The sequence below is a fragment of the bacterium genome (assembly GCA_016716565.1).
Taxonomy (GTDB): Bacteria; Bacteroidota; Ignavibacteria; order Ignavibacteriales; family Ignavibacteriaceae; genus IGN2.
The window spans coordinates 110,044-133,394 of sequence record JADJWC010000002.1 but is presented as its reverse complement, the minus strand read 5'-3'; the positions used below and the strand labels follow the sequence as shown (position 1 = coordinate 133,394).

The 23,351-nt window shown below is 37.0% G+C and carries 12 protein-coding genes; 6 read left to right on the top strand and 6 right to left on the bottom strand.

The window, feature by feature from the left end; translation table 11 throughout:
- Positions 1-65: 65 nt before the first annotated feature.
- On the bottom strand, positions 66-1,631 hold the full coding sequence (locus tag IPM14_07235; protein ID MBK9097914.1) for a 4Fe-4S dicluster domain-containing protein: 1,566 nt from the start codon (positions 1,629-1,631) through the stop codon (positions 66-68).
- A 2-nt stretch (positions 1,632-1,633) separates the two neighbouring features.
- Entirely contained in the window at positions 1,634-2,557 is a 924-nt protein-coding gene (locus IPM14_07230) for a DUF362 domain-containing protein (protein ID MBK9097913.1), read from the bottom strand.
- A 146-nt stretch (positions 2,558-2,703) separates the two neighbouring features.
- On the opposite strand from IPM14_07230, the gene IPM14_07225 reads away from it, so the two are divergent.
- From IPM14_07225 to IPM14_07200, 6 genes are all read left to right on the top strand, one after another.
- Entirely contained in the window at positions 2,704-3,219 is a 516-nt protein-coding gene (locus IPM14_07225) for a hypothetical protein (GenBank protein MBK9097912.1), read from the top strand.
- 128 nt (positions 3,220-3,347) lie between these two features.
- Positions 3,348-5,177 carry a glutamate formimidoyltransferase gene (ftcD, locus tag IPM14_07220; protein MBK9097911.1) on the top strand — a complete coding sequence of 610 codons (1,830 nt, stop codon included), beginning with the start codon at positions 3,348-3,350 and terminating at the stop codon, positions 5,175-5,177.
- Positions 5,178-5,349: 172 nt separating this feature from the next.
- On the top strand, positions 5,350-5,544 hold the full coding sequence (locus IPM14_07215; protein ID MBK9097910.1) for a hypothetical protein: 195 nt from the start codon (positions 5,350-5,352) through the stop codon (positions 5,542-5,544).
- Positions 5,545-5,558: 14 nt separating this feature from the next.
- The gene (locus IPM14_07210; GenBank protein ID MBK9097909.1) at positions 5,559-9,335 is read left to right on the top strand and encodes a response regulator; all 3,777 of its coding nucleotides are present in this window, start codon (positions 5,559-5,561) and stop codon (positions 9,333-9,335) included.
- Positions 9,336-10,013: 678 nt separating this feature from the next.
- A complete protein-coding gene (locus tag IPM14_07205) occupies positions 10,014-14,060 on the top strand; it encodes a T9SS type A sorting domain-containing protein (GenBank protein MBK9097908.1) in 4,047 nt (1,348 codons plus the stop codon).
- 171 nt (positions 14,061-14,231) lie between these two features.
- Positions 14,232-17,456 (top strand): PD40 domain-containing protein, encoded by a 3,225-nt coding sequence (locus IPM14_07200; GenBank protein MBK9097907.1) that lies wholly within the window; start codon positions 14,232-14,234, stop codon positions 17,454-17,456.
- A 90-nt stretch (positions 17,457-17,546) separates the two neighbouring features.
- Here IPM14_07200 and IPM14_07195 read toward each other — a convergent pair whose 3' ends face one another.
- From IPM14_07195 to IPM14_07180, 4 genes are all read right to left on the bottom strand, one after another.
- On the bottom strand, positions 17,547-17,987 hold the full coding sequence (locus IPM14_07195; protein ID MBK9097906.1) for a DUF2721 domain-containing protein: 441 nt from the start codon (positions 17,985-17,987) through the stop codon (positions 17,547-17,549).
- A 173-nt stretch (positions 17,988-18,160) separates the two neighbouring features.
- Entirely contained in the window at positions 18,161-20,365 is a 2,205-nt protein-coding gene (locus tag IPM14_07190; GenBank protein MBK9097905.1) for a VWA domain-containing protein, read from the bottom strand.
- 132 nt (positions 20,366-20,497) lie between these two features.
- Positions 20,498-21,622 (bottom strand): VWA domain-containing protein, encoded by a 1,125-nt coding sequence (locus tag IPM14_07185; GenBank protein ID MBK9097904.1) that lies wholly within the window; start codon positions 21,620-21,622, stop codon positions 20,498-20,500.
- 187 nt (positions 21,623-21,809) lie between these two features.
- Positions 21,810-23,348 (bottom strand): NapC/NirT family cytochrome c, encoded by a 1,539-nt coding sequence (locus tag IPM14_07180; GenBank protein ID MBK9097903.1) that lies wholly within the window; start codon positions 23,346-23,348, stop codon positions 21,810-21,812.
- Positions 23,349-23,351: the final 3 nt, after the last annotated feature.

Here is a 23,351-nt window from a genome sequence, read left to right as displayed (position 1 = left end):
TATTAAAGGTTATCGCCAATCGAAATTTAATGATTTTAAATAAGAGAAGAGGATTGGATGTTTAATCAGAACGGAAATTCTTCCTTATAGTCTATTTCCTGTTGAAGCCTTTCCTGCGGTGCGGCTTTTGCAATCTGATGTATTTCATTTCCTTCAACATAAATCGCTTTATAAGGAATAGTTGGACAGGCATATTCACAAGCTCCGCAGCCGACACAATATTCATTTGTAACTTCGGGAATTTTTATGTTGTTCTTGTATGGGACCATAATCACAGCCTTCGTCGGGCAATGTTCAGAACAAGCACCACATTCCGTTCCTTCAGTTTCAACGATACAATTTTCTTTTACAAAAATTGTTTTCCCAATCTGATCTTTTGTTTTCTCTTCAACTGTTATAGGAAGAAGCGCTCCTGTTGGACAAACTTCAGTGCATCTGATGCATTCAAATGTGCAGTAAGCTGCAGAGTTATCCAGAAAAGGCTGGAGTATATTAAAGAAACCATGTTCAAGAAATAATGGCTGCAAAACGTGAGTCGGGCAGGCAGCAACACAGAGATGACATGCTGTACAATTACTATAATAATGTTCTACACTTCCTGAACCTGGTGGTGAAGGATAAACATTTTTAAATACAGGAACTGTACTTTTCTTTTTGGGAATGACTTTAACCTGTGCTTTTAAAAAGTCAGATAATCCGATTACTCCGATAACAAGCCTTGTGAAGAATTTTCTTTTATCAATATCAATTTCTTTTTTTTCTTTTAGTAATATTGATTGTAGCGATTTTTTATATACAATTCCATTCGAAGGGCAGGCAGTGAAGCAATTAAAACAGTTGACGCATCTATCGTAATCAATCTTTTTATTTTCGTTATCTATACATCCTGCCTTACATACAGTTTGACAAACGCCACATCCAGAACAATCTGTCTCATCAATTTTTATCTTAAACAGAGAGAATCTTGAAGTTAGTCCAAGGAATGTTCCTAAAGGACAGATAGTGTTGCAAAATAATCTTCCTTTTGTGAAAGACATTATTCCAATTGTTAAAAGAATAATTGATGAAAAAGAAATTGCAATCCAGCTTAATGCTTTCAACTCGATTGGATATACTCTGTAAATATTGAATTGTTCAAGAGTGAGAGCTGCTAAATTATTAAATGGAATCAGAAGCACACGAAATAGGTTTGAGAATATTTTCCCTGCAAGGCTAAAAGGATCGAGCAGATTTAATAATATCAAGCTACCACTAAATAGAGATAAAATTGTTGCAGTCAGAATACTATATTTCAGCAGTTTGAAGTCTCTGAGCATCTGAAAAAATTTATTCTTGTTGAAAGTCAGTGCGACTCTTGAAATAATATCTTGAAGAGTTCCAAGCGGACAAACGCTGGAACAGTAAACTCTCCCAAATAAAATGGTAGCTATTAAAACGATGATAAAGCCAGAAGCAATCAGTGAGAATTGGTTGAAAAATTTAACAGTAGATGGAACGAACTGAAAGTAAAGCACATAAGGCGTTAATCGCGCAGGAATTATATGTATGATGTCTAGAAATAATAAAAGAGTAGTCACAAAGAAAAGAAGAGCAACATAAACCCTGATCTTCTTTAATTTAGAAAAGTTCATATTTACAGGATGATTCTATTGATATTTAGTTTTGATAAATCCTTTTGTCCGAGTTTCATCTCAGCAGCAAGCTTAATATATGAAATGTTCTCCGGTTCCGATCCAAAAAGTTTAGATGCAGCTGCATCTGCTGCAACTATGTCTGTTGATATTATCTGGGATTTCATCAACACGACATCAGCTTTGGAAACGCCGCGTGGTCCGTTTCTCTTCAACACATAATATGCATCAATAATATTCAAATCTGGTTTTTTGAAGGAGGTGAAATCCGCGATGCATTGGTGTAAGTTATTTCTGTGCCAGTAACCCCTGTCCCAAACGTTTCCCATTAAGTTTTTCATTGCGATAGTAAGATCAGTTGAGGAGTGATGTTTGAGGATTGGAACATTAATGAAAATATCTGAATCAAGAATCAGCTCGTGAACTTTGGTGTTGGTAAGTTTCTTCCCTTGCTTGACCTCAACAGATTGATAATACCTTTCACTATCTCCCGAAACAATTTTACCGCCGGCATCCTTAACTGCTTTTTCAATTCCACTGTTGGAATAACATCTTTTCCAATCGTCACAGGTATTATCGAAAACATACACTTCCTTTGCTCCTGCTTCGTAACAATGTTGCACGATTCGTTTTACCAAAACAGGATTTGTATTTCCTGCTCGCTCTGGACTTACGTCCCATCCGATATTCGGTTTAACAACGACTTTCTGCCCCTTTTTAACAAATGCTTTCATTCCACCAAGAGATTCGATGGCTTTATCAAACATAGAATCGGGTTCGCCGCCTTTGATAGCAACGAGGACATAGTTTTTTGAGAGGAGCGAAGTTTGTGAAGCAAATAGATTGGAATATTTTCCTAATGAACTGGCAGATCCAACTAATATTCCTGCCTGTATACTTTTCTTAATGAAATCTCTGCGGTCCATATTAGTCTCAGCTTAATGAGAAAATTATTTTTATTATTATGAAAATTAATAATTTCTAATCAAAGTATTATTGACTAATTACTAGGTGTATACTTTGATTGGAAAAGCTTAATTTTACATTGTTAATATTAATTGGAGAATTAAATATGGATAATTCGGCATTGCACCCATTCTCTGTTTCAAAAATTAAACTTATAGTATTCGATATAGTTGCATTAGCGGCAATATACCTTGTCCCGCCAATCTCTCATTTATTCAACTTCCCAGTTTATTATTTAGAGCCGATGCGCATAATGTTAATACTTGCTATCTCTCACACAAGCAGGAAAAACGCTTACCTGATTGCATTAACACTTCCTGTTTTCTCATTTCTGATTTCTGCACATCCATCCTTGATAAAAACTACTCTTATTACTAGCGAACTTTTACTGAACGTCTGGTTATTCTTCTTTCTGTCTGAAAGATTATCGAACAAAATGTTCGGTATGATGGTGAGTGTAGTTTTAAGTAAGATATTTTATTATTTGATTAAGTATTTGCTTATTAGCTCAGCTTTTATGAGTGGAAATTTAATCAGCACACCGATTTATTTTCAGTTGGTGGTTATAATAATATTAAGTGTATATATTTATTTGTTTAGCAAGAAAAACACGATTGGTTAGTGTACTAGCTCTAATTAAGTACACATTTCCACAAAATAACTAATCCACCTTGTCTCTCTGATACAATACCTTTAATTTTTCATATCAATAAATACTTTTTTCCAAAGCTTCATTAAAAAGAGATATAAATGCAAGATAAACTAATCGAATGTGTCCCTAATTTTTCTGAAGGACAACGACCTGAAATAATAAAACAAATAACAGACGAAATTGAAAAAGTAGAAGGAGCAAAACTGCTCGATGTAGATCCTGGTTTTGATATGAACCGGACAGTTGTAACTTTTATTGGTCCACCCGAAGCTGTGAAACAGGCTGCATTCAACTCAATAAAAAAAGCTGCAGAACTGATTGATATGAGCAAACACAAAGGTTCGCATCCACGAATGGGTGCAACAGATGTTTGTCCGTTTGTTCCGGTTACAGGAGTTACAACTGAGGAATGTATTGAACTTTCAAAAGAAGTAGCAAAGAGAGTTGGAGAAGAACTTCATATTCCAGTTTACCTTTACGAAAAATCTGCTGCTAAACCGGAAAGAGAAAATCTTGCAAAAATCAGGCAAGGTGAGTACGAAGCGCTCGAAGAAAAATTAAAAAAACCTGAATGGAAACCAGACTTCGGTCCAGCAAAATTTAATGCAAAAGCTGGGGCAACAGTTATCGGAGTGAGAGAATTTTTAATTGCTTATAATATCGATCTGAATACACGTGAAGTAAATCATGCCACCGATATTGCATTTGAAATAAGAGAAAAGGGAAGATCAGCACGCAGAACTAACAACGGAAACTTTTATTACAAGAGTGAAGACATTCTGAAATATGAAAAAGGAAATTATCCCTGCGGCGATTGTGACTTCAATGGAAAAACATTAAATGAAACGATTGATCATTGCAAAGTTAAACATCAATACGATCTTGCTGATATTCTTGAACAACACGGAATAAATCCTGAAAAGCCTGAAGGTCAGTCAGTAAAAAAGCCGGGGAAGTTTAAATTCACGAAAGCAATAGGATGGATGGTTCCGAAGTACGACCGCGCACAGATTTCTATTAACCTGACCAACTACAAAGTGACTTCAATGCACGATGTTATTGAAGAGACCAGAAAGCTTGCAATGGAAAGAGGACTTGTCGTTACGGGAAGTGAAATTGTTGGAATGGTTCCTTATCCCGCTTTGCTGGAGACAGGAAAATTTTATCTTAGGCAGCAGCATCGTTCGGTTGGAGTTCCGGTTAGAGATATTCTGAACACTGCTGTTCAGTCACTGGGATTGAATGATGTGTCTGAATTCAAAATTGAAGAAAGAGTTTTAGGACTTCCTAAAAATCTTGAAACAGCATTAGTTGAAATGAAACTAACAGATTTTATTGATGAAGTCTCACGCGAATCACCTGCACCCGGTGGTGGCTCAATTGCGGCTTTAGCTGGTGCTTTGGGTGCTTCATTGTCATCTATGGTGAGCAACCTGACCGCAAATAAAAGAGGAAGCGATACTGTTGACAAAATTCTTAATGATGCTGCGGAACAATGCCAACAGATTAAAGAAGAATTAGTGAGAGCCATTGATGAGGATACAAATGCATTCAATACTTATATGAATGCTCGCCGGCTTCCAAACAAGACTGCTGAGGAAAAGAAAGCTAGAGAAGAAGCAATGCAAGCCGGATTGAAACAAGCAGTAATGGTCCCTCTCAACACTGCAAAGCAAAGTTACCGTGCAATTGAAATCGCAGAAGATGTTGCCAAAAATGGAAATCCGAATTCAATTACAGACGTTGGTGTCGGTGCACAGAGTGCTTACACAGGCGTTCTTGGCGGAATTTATAATGTGCTTATTAATCTTAAAGATATTAAAGACCAGAAGTTTGTTGATGAGATGAGAAAAACTTGTGCTGAGTTGAAACAACAGGCACAAAAGAAATTGGGTGAAGTTTTATCTTACGTCGAAGCTAAACTCTGATAGAGAAGTCCGAAAAAATAATGTCAATCAATATTCAATTCTGAAATATGCCCGAATAAACAGTTGTCATTGTTAACAAAAGTTGCGCCTTGCAGTTTTTCCTTCCTATATTCATGATAGAATTTTACTCCTTCAATTAAATTAACAAATTCAATTGCGCTGGTTGTAACACTTGAATTCAATTATTATTTCTGTTGGAAGACTGGCTTCTCTTTTTATCTTACTGGTGAATTTCACAATTCATTCGCAGGGGAATTATGCGGACACAAACTGGCCGGAACCAATCTTTGAACACTTTACATTAGCTGACGGATTACCTGAAAATACTGTGTTGTCAATTTTCCAGGATCATCTTGGTTATCTATAGACACATCTAGTGTAGTGCCAAACTGGGTAAATTGTATACTTCAGGTAAAAGATGGCAATTTTTTAATTGGAGCTAATAGTGGTTTATACTTATTTAATATAGTTAAGGAAAAATTCAGTCGTATTTATTATAATAAATCTGTTCTTTCGAAAGGGGTTAGTTCTATTTCCTATGATAAGTTATCGGGAAATATTTACGTAGGTACTGAAAACAGGATATTAATTTATGATAAGGAGAAAGAACTCCTTACAGAAGATGATCGTATTAATAATCTGATTTCATCCATTGGTACAATCAATTCTTTTCTCCAAGCAAGAGATGGAATATTATGGATTGGACATTCATTGGGAGTAACAAAATTAGACTTGCGAAGTTTAAATTCTAAACACTATCAACTAACTCCCTCAATAAATTATAGAAATGATAATTATGTTCGGAAAATGGTCGAAGACGATCATGGATTTCTCTGGTTAATATTTGGATCTATAGAGTACTCCGGTCTTGTGATTTTTGATCCAGCTAGTGAGAATTTTAAACTCATTGAATATCATCCGGAATATCAGTTTAGTATTAGTAACCCCAATTTATTACAATCAATTTTCAAAGATAAAACCGGGATAATTTGGATCGGTTCTTATTTCAGTGGATTGAATAAATGGGATGGGAATAAATTTAAGTTTAAACGTTTTAATCGAGCTATTAATAAAAGTGCTGATAAAGATTCCAAAGTAGTTAAGTGTATTATCGAAGACTCAACAAGGACAATATGGTTTGGCACTAAGCTCGGCCTCAATAGTTTTAATAGAAAATCAGGTGAATTTAAGAATTTCAAATTTGATAATAATAAGTATGATAATACAGTAACGTTTATTTGTAGAGAGAAATCTGGAGTTTTCTGGCTTGGTACATCTTATAGGGGAATAGTAAGATTTGATCTGGCAAGTAATAAGTTGAAATTCTATTCAAATAATCCTGATAATCCTGAATCAATCAGTAATAACATAATTCGTAGTATGTTGCCAGATGGTGATGATATCCTCTGGATTACAACACGTGGTGGCGGTATAAATAAATTCAATAAGAAAACAGGTAAATTCCTGAAATATCTTCCAGATGAAAATGATAAGCAAGGTATTGGTGATAACAGAGTGGAAGGTATTATTCGTGCTCGTGATGGTTTTATTTGGGTCGCAAGTCAAGGTAATGCAGGGCTCAATAAATTTGATCCATCCACTAATTCATTTAAATCATTTAGGTTTGCTAATGGTAATGAACTTGTTGTACTTGCAATTTATGAAGATCAGTGTGGAAATCTCTGGGTCGGGACTTATAATCAAGGTATTGCTTTATTTGACAGAGATTCAGAATCCTTTATTTCTACCATTAAGCTAGGTAATAATTTGGTTAGGTCGATATTAGAAGATAACAACGGCAATTTATGGATTGGTACAGATTACGGATTATCAATGTTGAATACCTCTACGCATACTGTAAAAAACTACACGACCTCAGAAAATTTTGAAGGCGATAGGTTTGCAGTCAATAGTGCTTTTAAAAATTCAAATGGAGAAATGTTGTTTGGTACTGCTGATGGATTTATTCTGTTTCATCCAGATAATATAAAAGACGATCCGGTTCCTCCGCAAGTTGTCATCAGCAATGTGTCTCTCTTTAACAGACCTGATGAAAAATTGGAGTATGATGGATTGATAACGAACGTTAAAGAATTAAATCTTTCTTATGATGAAAACGATCTTCGATTTGATTATGTAGGATTGCATTATGCAGATCCTTCAAGAAACAAGTATATGTACAAGTTGGAAGGATATGAAGAAGAATGGATTGATGCAGGAACTCAAAGAAATGCAACTTATACAAATCTTGATGCAGGCGAATATGTTTTCAAAGTTAAGGCCTGTAATCTCGATGGTGTCTGGAATGAAGATGGTGCATCAATTAAGATTATAATTTCGCCGCCTTTTTGGGCAACATGGTGGGCATACACGTTTTACATTTTATTCGTGCTAAGCATTTTTTATGCAGTGAGACGATACGAAATGAACCGACTAAGATTAAAAAACCAGGTTAAGCTTGATGAAGTGAAATTGCAGGAAAGAGAAGAAACAGATAAAATGAAATCACGTTTCTTTGCAAATATTTCTCACGAGTTCAGAACACCGCTTACTTTGATTCTTGGTCCGATTGATAAACTAACTTCCGATACTCCGGCAGATGAAATTGAAAAGCTTACGGGAATTATCAGGAGAAATGCTCACCGCCTGATGAATCTTATAAACCAGCTTCTTGATCTTTCCAGACTGGAAGCAGGCAAGCTGAAAATTAAAGCATCGAAGAGTAATATCGTTCCTTTTGTAAAAGGAATTGTAATGTCTTTTGAATCTCTTGCAGAGCGGAAAGACATTAATCTTAAGATAGAATCGGAACAAGATACCATTGAGCTTTACTTCGACAAAGAAATGATGATAAAAATTCTCACTAACCTTCTTTCGAATGCATTCAAGTTTACGCCTGAAGGTGGGAGTATAACGGTGGGTATCTATTCACCCACCCCTAAATCCCCTCCGGAGGAGGGGACTTCAAAAAGATCGTTATCCCCTCCATTGGAGGGGCGAGGGGTGGGTCAAACAAAGGTAACAGAATTTATTTGTATTTCTGTTCGTGACACCGGCATTGGAATATCCGAAGATGAACTGCCGAAACTGTTTGACAGGTTTTACCAGGTTGACAGTTCACAGACAAGAGAATATGAAGGTTCAGGATTAGGTCTCGCTTTAATTAAGGAACTCATCGAATTGCACAACGGAAGTATTCGTGTGAATAGTAAAGTCGGCGATCCCGACAAAGTCGGGACAAGCGGCAGTGAGTTTATTGTTGAATTTCCGTTGGGAAGAAATCATCTGAAAGATGATGAAATAGTTGAGAGCTCTGTTCAGGAACTCGAAAATATTTACATTGATGAATCTGTATTTACGAAGAAAACTGAGTTGGTAACTGGAGATATTGGTAACGACCTAAGAGAAAATAAAAATCTGATTCTGCTTGTTGAAGATAACCGTGATGTGCGTGAATACATTAAAGACGTTCTCAATAGCCATTATAAAGTTGAAGAAGCTGTTAACGGTCAGCAGGGACTTGAGAAAGCAAAAGAAATTATGCCTGATCTGATAGTGAGTGATGTAATGATGCCAGAAATGGATGGGATAGAATTCTGCAGAATAATTAAAACAGAATTTCTCACTTCACATATACCTGTTATCCTTCTAACTGCTAAAGCATCACACGATAATAAAATAGAAGGGCTTGAAACCGGCGCTGATGATTACCTTATAAAACCATTTGATGCAAAAGAGCTTCTTACACGAATTAAAAATCTTATCGAGCAAAGGAGGAGACTAAAAGAAAAATTCGGTAAGGATATTCATCCACGACCGGAAAGAGTAACAACAAATCCTCTTGATGATGAGTTTCTTAAAAAAGCATACGACATTATTGAAAAACATCTCGATGATGTTGAATACGATACTGAACAATTTGCAAAAGAATTATTTGTAAGCCGTATGCAGCTTCACAGAAAAATACAGGCTATAACAGGGCAGGCGCCGGGTGAATTTATACGAGCTTACAGGTTAAAACGTGCAGCCGAGATGCTAATTGAGAAAAGATTATCCGTGACCCAGGTTGCATACGAAGTCGGTTACAACAGCCCGTCACATTTCAGCAAAGCATTCACAAAGTATTTTAATGTCAGCCCTTCCGAATACGCTAAATAGAAATGTTTTCTCGATAATTTTTCTGATTGCATCAGAAAAAACCTGCTTGCAGCAGGCAAGCTCGAAAACCAGGTAGAACAAAAGGTTCTCGAGTAATGAAATGTATCGAGAGAACCTTTTGAGGTAAACATAAAACGATCTTAACACAATCTGAAGTCTAGGGCTACAATATTGTAGCCTGAGGAATTAGGCTAAAGCCAAATTGCTAGTGGTTTTGATAGTTTTCCCCGACTTGAAAGTCGGGGCAATTTTTGCAACCCCTAAAATTTAATTAAAAAATATTAGCCCCGATCTTTCCACCTCGGCTCACCGAGGTGAGACGGGTAGATCGGGGATAGAAAAAGCCGGGCTTGAACTGGGTTTTAGCTGAGAGCAATGAAAATATAATTAGCGTAATCCCTTCACCGTAGTCCCCAGCCTTCGAGATTGACCAACAAGCGCAACCTGAAGGTTGCGACTACCGTGCATTTCTATCTATTTCCTTCAAATAATTTCCTTTTTGTTACAAAAACGCCTGAGATTGTTACAATAACAACAGCAGACCCCTCCATTAAAATCTATTTTCGCACTCAATAATTCGTAGGGATCAAACCAGGGAAAGGAGGTGCGCAAACTCTTTCTGATCCAGAAGTAAAAATTTTAACCAAATATTTTATTTAATCACTAAATGGAGGTTATATGAAAACATTTATTTCAATCGCAGTTTTTTTTGCTGCTTTAACATCGGTTGTATTTGCACAACCTTATGAACCGGATCCGGATTTGTGGATTGCAGATGGAATTGTAAAATCAATGGCTGTAAGCGAGGAATACATTTATATTGGAGGAGGATTTGGAGTTGTAGGTCCAAATACCGGCTATGGTGCTAATCTTACAGCAGCTTCAGACTTTCCGAATTTAACGTTTCCAAAAGTAAACGGATTCATCCATTGTGTTGAACCTGATGGTTCTGGTGGATGGTTAATTGGTGGAGGTTTTAACGAGTTGTATAAAGATGGAGAGACTTTTGCGAGAAAGAACTTAGCACGAATAAATGCTGATGGAACAGTTCATCCCTGGAATCCAGATCCTAGCCTTACAGTAGAAGCAATTGCAGTTAGCGGGAATAATATTTACATAGGTGGTCAATTTACTTCTATCGGCAGTACTTCACGAATCCGTCTAGCAAAATTTGATTTAACAACCGGTAATTTGGATCCAACCTGGAGTCCGAGTGCAAACCAAATTGTTTATACAATTGAAGTTTCAAGTACTGGAGAAGTTTATGTTGGTGGAGGCTTTTGGACAATAACAGTGGACGGAACTCCATACACAAGAAGCGGTCTTGCAAAATTCAATAGTAGCGGATTTCTTGATTCCTGGGATCCAAGTGCGAATAATGCTGTCTATACAATTGCAATAAGTGATGATGATGATGATGTTTATGTCGGTGGAAATTTTTCTACAATTGGTGGCGTATCTAGAAATTGTATTGCCAAGTTGAACAATACCGCCGGTAGTGTTGATCCGGATTGGAACCCGGGTCAAGGTGGCAAGATTCATTCAATAGCAGTTCATGAAAGCTTTGTTTATGTTGGTGGAGATTTTACGACAATCGGCGAAACTCCAACAACTAGGAATCGTTTAGCCAGAATAAATGTGGAAGGAGAGGCTGATGGCTGGAATCCGAATATAGATGCTTCAGTCATAACGATCGCAATTGGTGGGTCTAGTCTTTATGCAGGTGGATTGTTTAAAACAGTTGGTAGCTATTCAAGATATAGAATCGCAAAATTCAATATTACTAGTACTGTGGACTTAGATCTAGACTGGAATCCTAATGCAAGCGGAGAAGTCAAAGAGATTGCTGCAGATGCAGATAACATATATGCTGGTGGAAGTTTTGTAACAATTGGCGGTGAACCAAGAAATAATATTGCTAGATTATTTAGACTTGGTGGTGCACATGGTGGTACTTTAGATGAAACCTGGGATCCTGATACTGATTATCAGATTGAAGGAATAGTATTGAATGGAAGTGACATTTATATCTGTGGTGGTTTTACAACAGTAGGTGGTGAGCCAAGGAGGGTACTTGCCCAGTTAGATCCTACAACCGGTGCAGCTCTATCCTGGAATCCAAACCCAACCGGAGGTACAGTTTACACAATGGCTATAAGTGGAAATGATATGTTTGTTGGCGGTGCATTTACCTCAATAGGAGGCTATTCGGATATTGACCGTCTTGCGAAGTTTGACATTTCTACTGGGGATATTAATTCTACCTGGAAGCCAAATCCAAATAATACTGTTCAGACAATTGCAGTAAGAGGAGACTATATTTATGTAGGTGGAAGTTTTACATCAATCGGTATAACTCCAACTACAAGACAACGTTTAGCAAAATTAAATTCTGATGGAGAAGTTGTAACAGGCTGGAAAGCTGATGCAAATGGAACAGTTAACACTATAGCCAATAGTGAAGATCATATTTATGTTGGTGGAGTTTTTACAACTATTGAAAGTGAAACCAGAAACCGTCTTGCAAAGTTAGAGGTAGATGAAACTGGTTCTGAACTCGATGCTGACTGGACTCCAGGGTCAAACAGTGATGTCAAAAGCATTCTTAGTGCTGGGAACTATGTTTATGTCGGTGGAAATTTTTCAACAATTGGTGGCGGCTCAATAAACAAGGTTGCAAAATTGAATAATACTACTGGTAATGTTGATCCAGACTGGGATCTTGATTTCAACGGTAGTTATGTTAAAGCAATTACCAGGGTTGGAACAGACTTGTATCTTGGTGGAGATTTCTTTCAAGCTAGCGGAGAGCATCATCCTAATTTAGTTTTATATAGAGATGCAGTTTCTAATACAATACCGATATTCTATGGAGAAACACCAGCTTGTGGAGAGATATTACCTGTTATAGCAGGAACTCCAATTACATTTACAGTCCAGGCAGGAGACCCTGACCCGGGAGATTTTGTTGTGCTTGACGTAAGCGGCTTACCATTTCTTTCATCAATGAATCCTCCACTGCCTATCACCGGAAATCCTGTAAGCAGTGAATTCTCATGGACTCCGACTCCAGCAAATATTGGTTTTCACGAAATAGTATTTACTATAGTAGATGATTATGCAGCAGCAGTCGAATGTACTTTAACAGTTGAAGTAAGGCCACCGGCAATTATAGGAGATTACGTAATACCAATAGCACTGAGGGATGTGGGTGGAACTGATTCAGAAATTGAGTTACAATTTGGGCAAAGACCTACTGCTACAAATGGAATAGATACAACTTTTGGAGAACAAATTTTACCGCCCGTACCACCTGTTGGTACTTTTGATGCGAGATTTATTTTACCAACAGTTCCTGAAGTAAGTTCTTTAATTGATATAAGAGACAGCACAGAAACAGAAGTAACATGGACACTGGCATTTCAACCAGGCCCTTCTGGTTATCCAATGACATTCATTTGGGATACTCTAGGATTTCCCTCAGGCACTTTTCTATTAACGGATGTAATAAATGGAAATATTATTAATGTGGATATGAGAAATCAAAGCAGTTATACAATAACAGATCCATCCATCACTTCACTTTATATTAAATATGAACGACCAACAACATTTCAATTATCAGTAAACATAAGCAATGGTTGGAACATCGTTTCAATACCTGGATTAAACTCACCAGATCAAAATGTAAATACCTGGTGGGCATATAGAGATCAAAGTGCTAATGTATTTAAGTATGCAGGAGGATATCTGCCCGTTACCGATGCAGTCCCTGGAATCGGATATTGGATGAAGCATACTGGAGCCAGAACGTACAATAGCGGAGATGAATGGCCGATAGAAGGAATACAGATAGTACCTCACGATCCAATAAATGCAAGTGCAGGCTGGAATTTATTTGGAGGATATGAAATCTCTGCAACAGCATCACTAATAACTACTAATCCACCAGGACTTCAGACTGGACCGATATACAAGTATTCAGGTGGATATTTGACAGCAACATCAATAGATCCTGGCTATGGATACTGGATAAAGCTCAGTGGTGCAGGTCAGATAATAATACCTGAAGCCTTGGCTAAAGGTACAGAATCAGTAGAATGGTTCCCGGAAGATTGGGGAAGAATCATAATTACAGATGCAGCCGGAGTAAGCTACACATTATACTCAGTAAAAGGCCAGGTTGATTTAAATCATTACGAACTACCTCCAGCACCACCATCTGGAATGTATGATCTCAGGTTCTCAAGTGGAAGAATAGCAGAAGATATAAACAGTGCAATCCAGACTATTGAAATGAGTGGCGTAGTCTATCCGGTTACAGTAAGTGTAGAAGAAATTGATATCAAACTGATGGATGAGAGCGGGAAAGTGATTAATACGAAACTTAAGCCTGGTGAAAATACTGTTATAGATAATCCAAATATTACCAAATTTATGGTAAGCGGTGACAATGCACCTATTGAATTTTCACTACAGCAGAACTATCCAAATCCTTTCAACCCTGTAACAAGAATAAAGTATTCAATTGCACAAAATAATTTTGTAAATATTACAGTTTACGATGTGCTGGGGCGAGAAGTTAAAAAGTTAGTAAATGAAGATAAACCAGCAGGAAATTATGAGGTCAGCTTCGATGCTTCAACAATTGCATCGGGAGTGTACATATATAAAATCAACGCTGGAGACTTTGTCGATTCAAAGAAGATGATCCTGATGAAATAATCCTTCCAAATGTACAGCGCACCTACACCCCTGCTCACAAGTTCAGAGCAGGGGTTTTTTTATGATAAATGGTATCAGAAAAATTCTATGATTGGCTTATATTGCATGTGCAAAATCAAATGAACCAACCAAAAATAAAAATATAATCTCTTTCAGATTCCCGGAGTCCAAATGAAAATCGTATTCTCATTTTTTCTCATTTTAAGTTGCTCAATTAATATTTTTTCACAAGATAAAGAACTAACCCGTCTTCTTCGTTTTCCTGATATCAGCAAAGATAAAATTGCTTTTGTTTATGCAGGTGATATCTGGATTGTAGATTCAAACGGTGGAACTGCAAGTCAGTTAACATCTCACGAAGGAATTGAAATATTTCCAAAATTTTATTCTGATGGAAAGTGGATTGCATTCTCTGGTGAATATTCAGGGAACCGGCAGGTTCACATTATTCCGGTTGAAGGCGGAGCTCCGACTCAGTTAACTTACTACAATGATGTTGGAGTTATGCCGCCGCGCGGTGGATTTGATTACCAGGTTCTCGACTGGACACCGGATGGAAAGAATGTTCTTTTTCGTGGGAACCGACTTCCCTGGGGTGAAAGAATGGGAAAATATTTTCTCGTTCCGGTTGATGGTGGATTTGAAACTCCATTACAAATTCCTGAAGGCGGAGGAGGAATGTTATCTCCTGATGGAACAAAAATGGTTTACACTCCGATTGAAAGAGAATGGCGAACTTGGAAAAGATACCGCGGCGGTCGTGCACAGGATGTTTGGATTTACGACTTAAAAAATAATACCACAGAAAAAATCACCGACTGGCTTGGAACTGATAATCAGCCGATGTGGGTTGGAGAAAAAATTTATTTTACATCTGACAGAACTGGTACTCTTAATCTTTATTCTTACGATCTTTCTTCAAAACAAACTTCTGCTGTCAGCGATTTTGATAATTACGATGTTCTATGGCCAAGTGCAGGCGATGATAAAATTGTTTATGAAAACGGGGGATATATTTACAAATATGATCCATCAACAAATAAAAATGAACAAGTCCAAATAAAGGTTTTTGGGGATTTTCCGGGAACTGTTCCTTATATAAAAAATTTAAAGGGTCAGGTAAACTGGTTTGAGATTTCTCCAACCGGAAAAAGAGCCTTACTTGAAGCAAGAGGAGATGTATTTACTGTTCCTGCAGAGAATGGTGAGATAGTAAACATCACGCAAACTCCCGGTATAAGAGAAATTGATCCTGTATGGTCTCCTGATGGAAAATGGATCGCATATCTTTCTGACCGTAAGGGCGAGTACGAAATTTTTATGAAAGCAAGTGATGGCAAAGGTGAAGAAAAACAAATTACAAAGGACGGAACTATCTGGCGATTTGCTCCTGTTTGGTCACCTGACAGCAAAAAGCTTGCATATTCAGATAAGAATCAGAAGTTGTGGTATGTCGATGTAAATACAGGAAGCACTACTGAAGTTGATCAAAGCAATTATAATGACATCAGAGACTATCAATGGTCACCGGACAGTAAGTGGCTGACATACACAAAGGGAAGTGAATCACGTATGAGTTCGATATGGGTATATTCAATTGACCAGAAAAAAACTATGCAGCTTACAAGCGATCTGACAAATGAATTCAATCCTGTTTTCAGCAGAGATGGAAATTATCTGTATTTCTTCTCAAACCGTGATTTTAATCTGAAATTCAGCAACTGGGAATTCAATTATGTTTATACGAATCCGACACGAGTTTATTCTGCTGCTCTGAATAATGATGTCCCGGCATTATTCCAGCCAAAAAGTGATGATGAAAAAACAAATGGTGAACAGAATAATAAAAAAGATACCGGAAAAGTAGTTGTAAAAATCGATCCTGAAAATTTTGAAAATCGAATTGCAGTCCTTCCCGGAAAATCAGGAAATTATGGTTCGCTTCATCAGGCAGAAAAAGGAGTTCTCTATATCTATCGCGATGACTCAGGTTCAAAATTAAAATTCTTTAACCAGGAAGATGAAAAAGAAGTAACAGTGCTTGAAGATATTGGTAACTATGTTGTTTCATCCAATAGTAAAAAATTATTGTATGCCAAAGCTGGTGAATATGGAATTGTTGACGTTAAAGAAAACCAGAAGAATACGGATGGCAGAATAGATCTTAGTAATCTGGAAATAAAAATTTTCCCAAAAGAAGAATGGAAACAGATATATGTTGACGGTTGGCGTTTATTGCGTGACTGGTTCTATGATGAAAAAATGCATGGTAATGATTGGGACAAAATGCGGGAGAAATATGGACAGCTTGTTCCATATCTTTCTCACAGAATGGATCTTGATTACATTTTTGGCGAACTGGTTGGTGAGTTGAGTGCGGGGCACACTTATGTTGATTGGGGAGATTTTGAAAGAGTTAAAAGAATAGATGGTGGATTACTTGGCTGCGAACTTGAAGCTGATCCATCAGGTTTCTATAAGATCACAAAAATATTCAAAGGTGAAAACTGGCATTCAGATTTTCGATCACCGTTAACAGAGTATGGAGTTAGTGTAAAAGAAGGAGATTTTATAATTGCTATCGATGGTCACGAGTTGTCTGCTGACATAAATCCGTACAAATATCTTGAAAACAAAGCAGATAAAGTTGTAACACTTCTTGTTAATTCTAAACCATCGAAAGAAGGTGCAAGAGAAGAAAAAGTAAAACCGGTCAAGAGCGAACAAAACCTGTTTTATCTTGATTGGGTAAATTCACGCATGAAAATGGTTGATGAATTATCAGGCGGAAAAATTGGATACATTCACATTCCAAACACCGCAACAGAAGGGAACAGAGAACTCTTCAAATATTTTTATCCTCAGACAAACAAAGAAGCTTTAATTATAGACGACCGTTACAACGGCGGAGGATTCGTGCCGGATAGAATGATTGAATTAGTTTCAAGAAAGACTTTAAACTATTGGACACGACGCGGGACTGAACCAATTCCTGTTCCGGGATTTGTTCATGACGGACCAAAAGCTTGCCTCATAAATGGTTATTCAAGTTCCGGCGGTGATGCATTTCCGTATTATTTCAGAAAAGAAGGATTGGGAAAAATAATCGGTACCAGAACCTGGGGAGGACTTATCGGAATTTCCGGAAATCCTAATTTGATGGATGGCGGCAACATTAATATTCCTGTTTTTAGATTTTTAGATACTAATGGCAACTGGGCTATTGAAAATGAAGGTGTTTATCCTGATATAGAAATCGATGACCGTGCTGACCTGGTTGTTCAGGGAAGAGATCCTTCACTTGAAAAAGCGGTGGAAGTCTTACTGGAAGAGTTGAAAAACAATCCGAGGAAGAAGATCGTTGTACCACCAGCTCCGGATGAATCGAAAAAGTGAGTTAGCATTTTTTTGTCATTGCGAACGAAGTGAAGCAATCTCTCTTTAAGCTTGAGATCACTTCGCTTCGCTCGTGATGACATTGAAAAGTCATTCATCACTCTCAACTTCGTACTTTACGATTTCGTAACCTTTGTATGTTTCGTAAGCAGCGAAGAGAACTCCAGCTAAAACGGATGTCATTCCTAATAGAAATAAAACTGTAATAAAGCTGTTCAGCCTTGTCATATCAAAAAGATATCCAACTCCGATAAGAAGTGAAGTAAGTACAAACAGAGCAACTGCAATTGTGTAGGACAGTACAGCATTTCGAACAAGTCCAACTCTGTATGTAAGTCTCTCAAGTTGCTTTGTGATACTTTCAAACCTTACATTCTCCTGTAAAGTAAATTCCTTTTCACCCATTTTGTGCAGGGCTCTTCGTCTCTCTTCATTGAGAGTACGAATTCTATTTACTACCAGGGAGTATTTGTTATTCATTCCTAGAAGAAGCAAACCGCAGGCAGAAATCATGATTCCCGGTGCAAGCATTAATTGTATTATTTGAACGATGGAAGATATGTCAGGCATGATTATATAATTTTTTTTGGTAAATATAATGAAAAGAGGAGAGTGATTCTTACTATGTCATTGCGATCCTGACTTTAGTCAGGAGAAGCAATCTCTTTTAGATAACTTCGCTTCGTTCGTGATGACAGGTGTATTCACTCATATATCTCATAAAAAGTATTGTCATAATAAAACCTAACATTTTGTCCAAGTGCGAGGAATTGAGAAGTCGCAGGCTTGTCTTTCAGCAGCTTGAAGTATTCAGTTGAATTGAATTGAATTCGTTTCTGATTTTTAGCTTTTTGATTTTGTAATTCTGAATCAACCCAAAACTTTCCACTTTGATAAATGGCTCTTCCCTGGATGTTTCTTACCTGTTGGACTAAGTTTCTATCATAACCAGAGTCATCTTTGTACTTCAATCTTCCGGATCCTTGTTTTGTCTCAGCGTAATTACTTGCCTTGTTTAATTCCTGGACTTCTTCACTGGCTCTGATGCTGTATGCACCGGATTCAATTTTCATTGCATCAAAGTCTTCTGAAGTATTTCTTCTTAACTCAGGAGCAGGAGGAAGTGTCTGGAAATGATTAGTTAATTCATTTCTTCTGATCCTGATTTCCTCATCTTCCATTATCAAATAACTTGTGTAAGGAGTAACAATACCGTGCTCTCTTGCAAGGTGAGTTATTTCATCAACTAATTCTTTGTTTTCTCCATTAAGTCGAATTTGATCAAGCAGATAACCAATTCTCCTTGAAGCCCACAAAGGAGGGATGAAATCATACTCGTCATTATCATCAGAAAAATTAGTGTTTAATATGAAAGATCTCCTTTCACCCTTTATCGAGCCTGTCAAAGTTATTTTTGAATCTCCATCACCAGAGTATCGCCCAAATACAAGTATGCTTGAACCTTTGAACAAATCAGGCAAATCCTTCGGATATGTCTGAAACATTTTTACGTTTCCGCTGAATGACAGAGAAAGATTTGTGAGGACAGGCGATTGTACTTTATCATAGAAGCTAGAAATTTTTATCTCAATGTCTTCATCTTCTGAAATATAAGTTCGATAGGCTTTTGTTTTTTCAGTAATTTTATCAAGCAGGTGAGTGTTAAGATCATTCCCGATTCCAAATGTAAAGATGCGAGTGTTTTTGATATTTGAGTCAGCTAGTTTCTTTATCAGCATATCATCATTTGTTTCGCCAATAGTCGGCTTGCCGTCCGTGATAAAAACTATCAGGTGAGTTCGGTTATTTGCTGGTTTTTCTTTTAAAGCAAGACCAAGAGCTTCTTCGATATTCGTTCCTCCGACTGTATTCAATTCTTCAATAAACTTTTCTGCTTTTTTGATATTGGATTCACTTGCTGTTTCGATCTTACCAAATAGAGAATATGCTTCAGTTGAAAATCTGATAATATTAAAACCATCACCTTTATTTAAATTATTTACACAATAAAGAAGAGCTTGTTTTGCCTGCTTCATTTTGTCACCGACCATGCTTCCTGACACATCCAGAACAAATGTTATATCTTTTGCATCTATTTTAGTCTCATCAATATTAAATGATGGTGAAGCTGTCAGGAAAAAGTAGCCGTCTTCATCAGTTGATTTATAAGTAAGTTGAGAAATTCCAATCTCATCATTGTTCGTGCTGAAATAAAATTTAAAATCGATATCCGGTTTTGTATTTTCTTCTTCGAATGAAACGATTGCATGTTTGGCGTCTTTATGAACAACATCAATGGGGTGAGTAGGGGAATAGATGGTTTTTATTTTGTTATTCGTTTTCAAATCGACTTTTACTGAAACATTCCTCACTGGTTTTGCTGAAAATTTTTCTGTGTTTAGCGGATAGATGTATTCATAAATATCATTATCGGAATCTAAAACTTCCCGGTAACTAATGCTGACTTTTTTATTGCTTCTCGGTTCTATCGGAAAAATCCTTACTTTAAAAATTCCTTGTCCAGAGTATTCGAGAAGTGCAGGATCTTTTATTTGCCTGACTATGTCTTCATAGATTTGTCGTGCTTTATTTGCATCGAGTAGTTCAGCTGAAACCATTTTGCCGTTTATTTCCATACTGAAATCTTTAATTACAGCATTTTTTGGAATCGGAAAAATGTAGTACCCTTCGAGCATTACATCAGATGGATTGTGGAATTCCTGGTCGATATAAGTTTCAGCTACATTCCCGTTTATTTTAACATCAACATGGTGGTAGAGAACTTCCAAAGGATAAGGCGTAGGCAAAGGCTCAGGCCGAGGAATGATGATTAAGCCATCTGCGAAGAGTGAGTTACTGATTAAAAGGATTAGAAAACTCGTAACGTAAAAATATTTTTGTACTTTCATTTTAGTCTCAAATTTCTTTGAATGTCATTCCGCACTTGATGCGGAATCTATTTTATAATAAGTGGATTCCCGCTTTCGCGGGAATGACATACGAAATGCTGTCACGGAATCGTCCGTAACAGCCGTGTCCTTTTATTCGAACTTATAATTTTTCTTTGAAGCCTGGTCACGAATGATATTAAGCATTGCAGCATCAAGAGTATTTTCTTGCTTATTTTCAGCAACCTTTTTTGCTATGTAATCCCTTCGTTGCTGATCCAGCTTATTTATTTCAGTTTGAATTTTTTTCACGCTCTTTTCTTTTTTGTCAACATACTTTTTCTTTTCATCTAAAGTCATATTCTGCATTTCTTTTGGTAATTGATCTTTCGGGATTTTAGCTAAATCAAGTGAGCCATCTTTTTTAGCATCTACCAAATCCCAGGTTGAATTATTGTACTGTCCGCTGCCTTTTGTCACCGACCTTTCCACCATCACTGATGGTGCAAGGTTAGTTGCATTCTCGTCCTGTTCTTTTTGTCTCAGTTTTAATTCGTTTCCTTCATAACCAAATGCGATATAAGTCTCATTTATTTTTTGACCAAGCTGAACGAGTTCATCATCGAAAGGAGTTTCAATGTGAACAATCTGCTGATCACTATCGATATTGATATATTTCCCATCAGCGAGATCGGCGCCATCTTTCCAGAAGGAATTCAATCCTTCATCATAACTGCCGCAATAAATTGTGTTAACAATGATTCCTTTGCTGATTGCAGACTTGCATGCTTCTTTGTAATCCTTTTCTCCCTGGTTGAAAGGTTCGTTACCTGCAATGAAAATAACTTTGTAGTCATCTGAACTTTTTGTCCATTTAAGATCTTTTATTGCTTCTGATATTACAGTTCCGCAATATTCGCTTCCGCCATTTGTTTTAAGCTTGAACAATTCCTCAGAGATTTTATCAAGATCGTTCGTCAGTGGAGTTATCAGTCTGACAAATCCTTCTGTCGGTGAAAGTCCATCATTACCATATTCATACAATGCGACATACAAACTAATGGCTATACTTTCGCGCTTTGAGCGCGCCATTTCATTGACAATTTTCCACAATTGGGTTTTAGCCTGGTCAATTAAGCCATCCATACTGTTGCTTGTGTCGAGCAGGATAGCAAGTTGAACTGTGTTCGTAGTTGGCTTTTGACTGGAGTAAGTTGAGTCTCCTAAAATGATCAGGAAAGTAAGAAAACTAGCCAGAAAAATAATTGATTGTTTCATTTCAGTTCTCCGAATGTGTTGATGAAGTTTATTTAACAGGCTTTTTCACTGAAATGATGTGAAGAAAGTTCCCGACTTTAGAATTCCAACGGAGGGTAAATTTTTCTACTTATTGCTGACGGGAACTTTAACTATTTAAAATAGTATTAGTCTGTTTCTCAACGTCAATTATCACGTCTGTAGAAAATTACTTAGAAGTGATCTTCTGATAGTTTTTGTAATAATCCTGCTTGCGGTCACGAGCATGACAGGTTACACATTCCTGCTCAATAATGAATTCTTCTATTTGTACTGGATGAATGAAATCAATACCTGTAAGCGATACATTTTCTTTTCCATCAGGAGTTACCTGCGAGATAATTGTATGACAAATGTTGCAATCTTTGCGGATAACTTTCCCATCCTCACTAACGTGCTTATTATCATGGCAACGAAAGCAACCGGTATCGTACAAATGTGAAATGTGATTTGGAAATGCACGCCAGCCAACATTCATCTGCGGAAAGTAATTTCTGTTATAAATTTTTTGAACTTCTTTAATGCTTTGTTCAATCTCAAATGATTTTTCTTTAAAAATATCAGGATAGTTAAATCTGTAAAAATCGGTGATAAAAATTTTAATACTGTCAAGAGCAATTTCTTTTGAGGAATATCCTGTTTCCAGAACATCAACTGCAATACTCTTTATGTATGGGAGTGATTTATCAATTCGATCAAGTGACAATGAAAGGTTTACAGATTTATCTGCAGGATTGAAAATGTGAGAAGGTCTGTTGTGACAATCTATGCAATCCATAACCCTGTGATTTTCTTCCGGCACTTCTTTCTCGTTGAATTCGATTTCGGTACTCTTATAAATTATTTCTTCACCGTTGCTCTTAATTTGTTTTACCCAGGGAATTGTGTTGCGCTTTTCGTCAAGATGAATGTATTCAATCCTATTTGAAATATTCATATGCCAGTGAATACCTTCGGCTCTTCCAAGTTCTGAATTGCCACCGCCAATTTTCAAAAGCATTGCAATTGTTGATTTCGTATTTGCTTCATCATACAAAAAATAATCAGACTTATACTTTATCTCGGAGAAAAAATGACCTGGTGAATGACATTGTTCACAGGTTCCTTCTGCTGGTCTAAGTTCTTTTACAGGAGTTGGAATCGGTTTTGAGTATTTATTAAAGAGAACTGAATAAACCTGGTATGCACCGGAGATTTTTGACTTCACAAACCAGTTTGCACCTGAACCAATATGACATCCAACACAACCAACTCTGGCGTGTGGAGAAGAGAGGTATGCAGTATATTCAGGTTCCATTACTTCATGACAAATCTTTCCACAGAATTCATCCGATTCAGAATATTCAAATGCTTTGTAACTACCAAAAGCTGAAAATAATAGTAGTAGTAAGGTTCCAATGGTGAAAGTGGCAACAACTCTTCTTTGCTTAATATCGTTAAGATCAATCACAATGAACTTTCCGCTTCGTTCGATACCTCTTTTAATTCTTCTTCTCTCCCTGAATATCCCATAAGCGATCAGAAGCAAGCCAATAATCAGGATAGAAGGTAGCACAATAAAGGTTATTATACCAAGGTAGGGATTGGATTCACCGCTGAAAAATTCCAGTATGAACAGAAAAATTATTAGCCCAAAGCTAACAGCGGCAATGGCTGCTCCGACAAGAGTTACAGGATTATATACTATAGGCGGAAATAATTTTCTCATAAA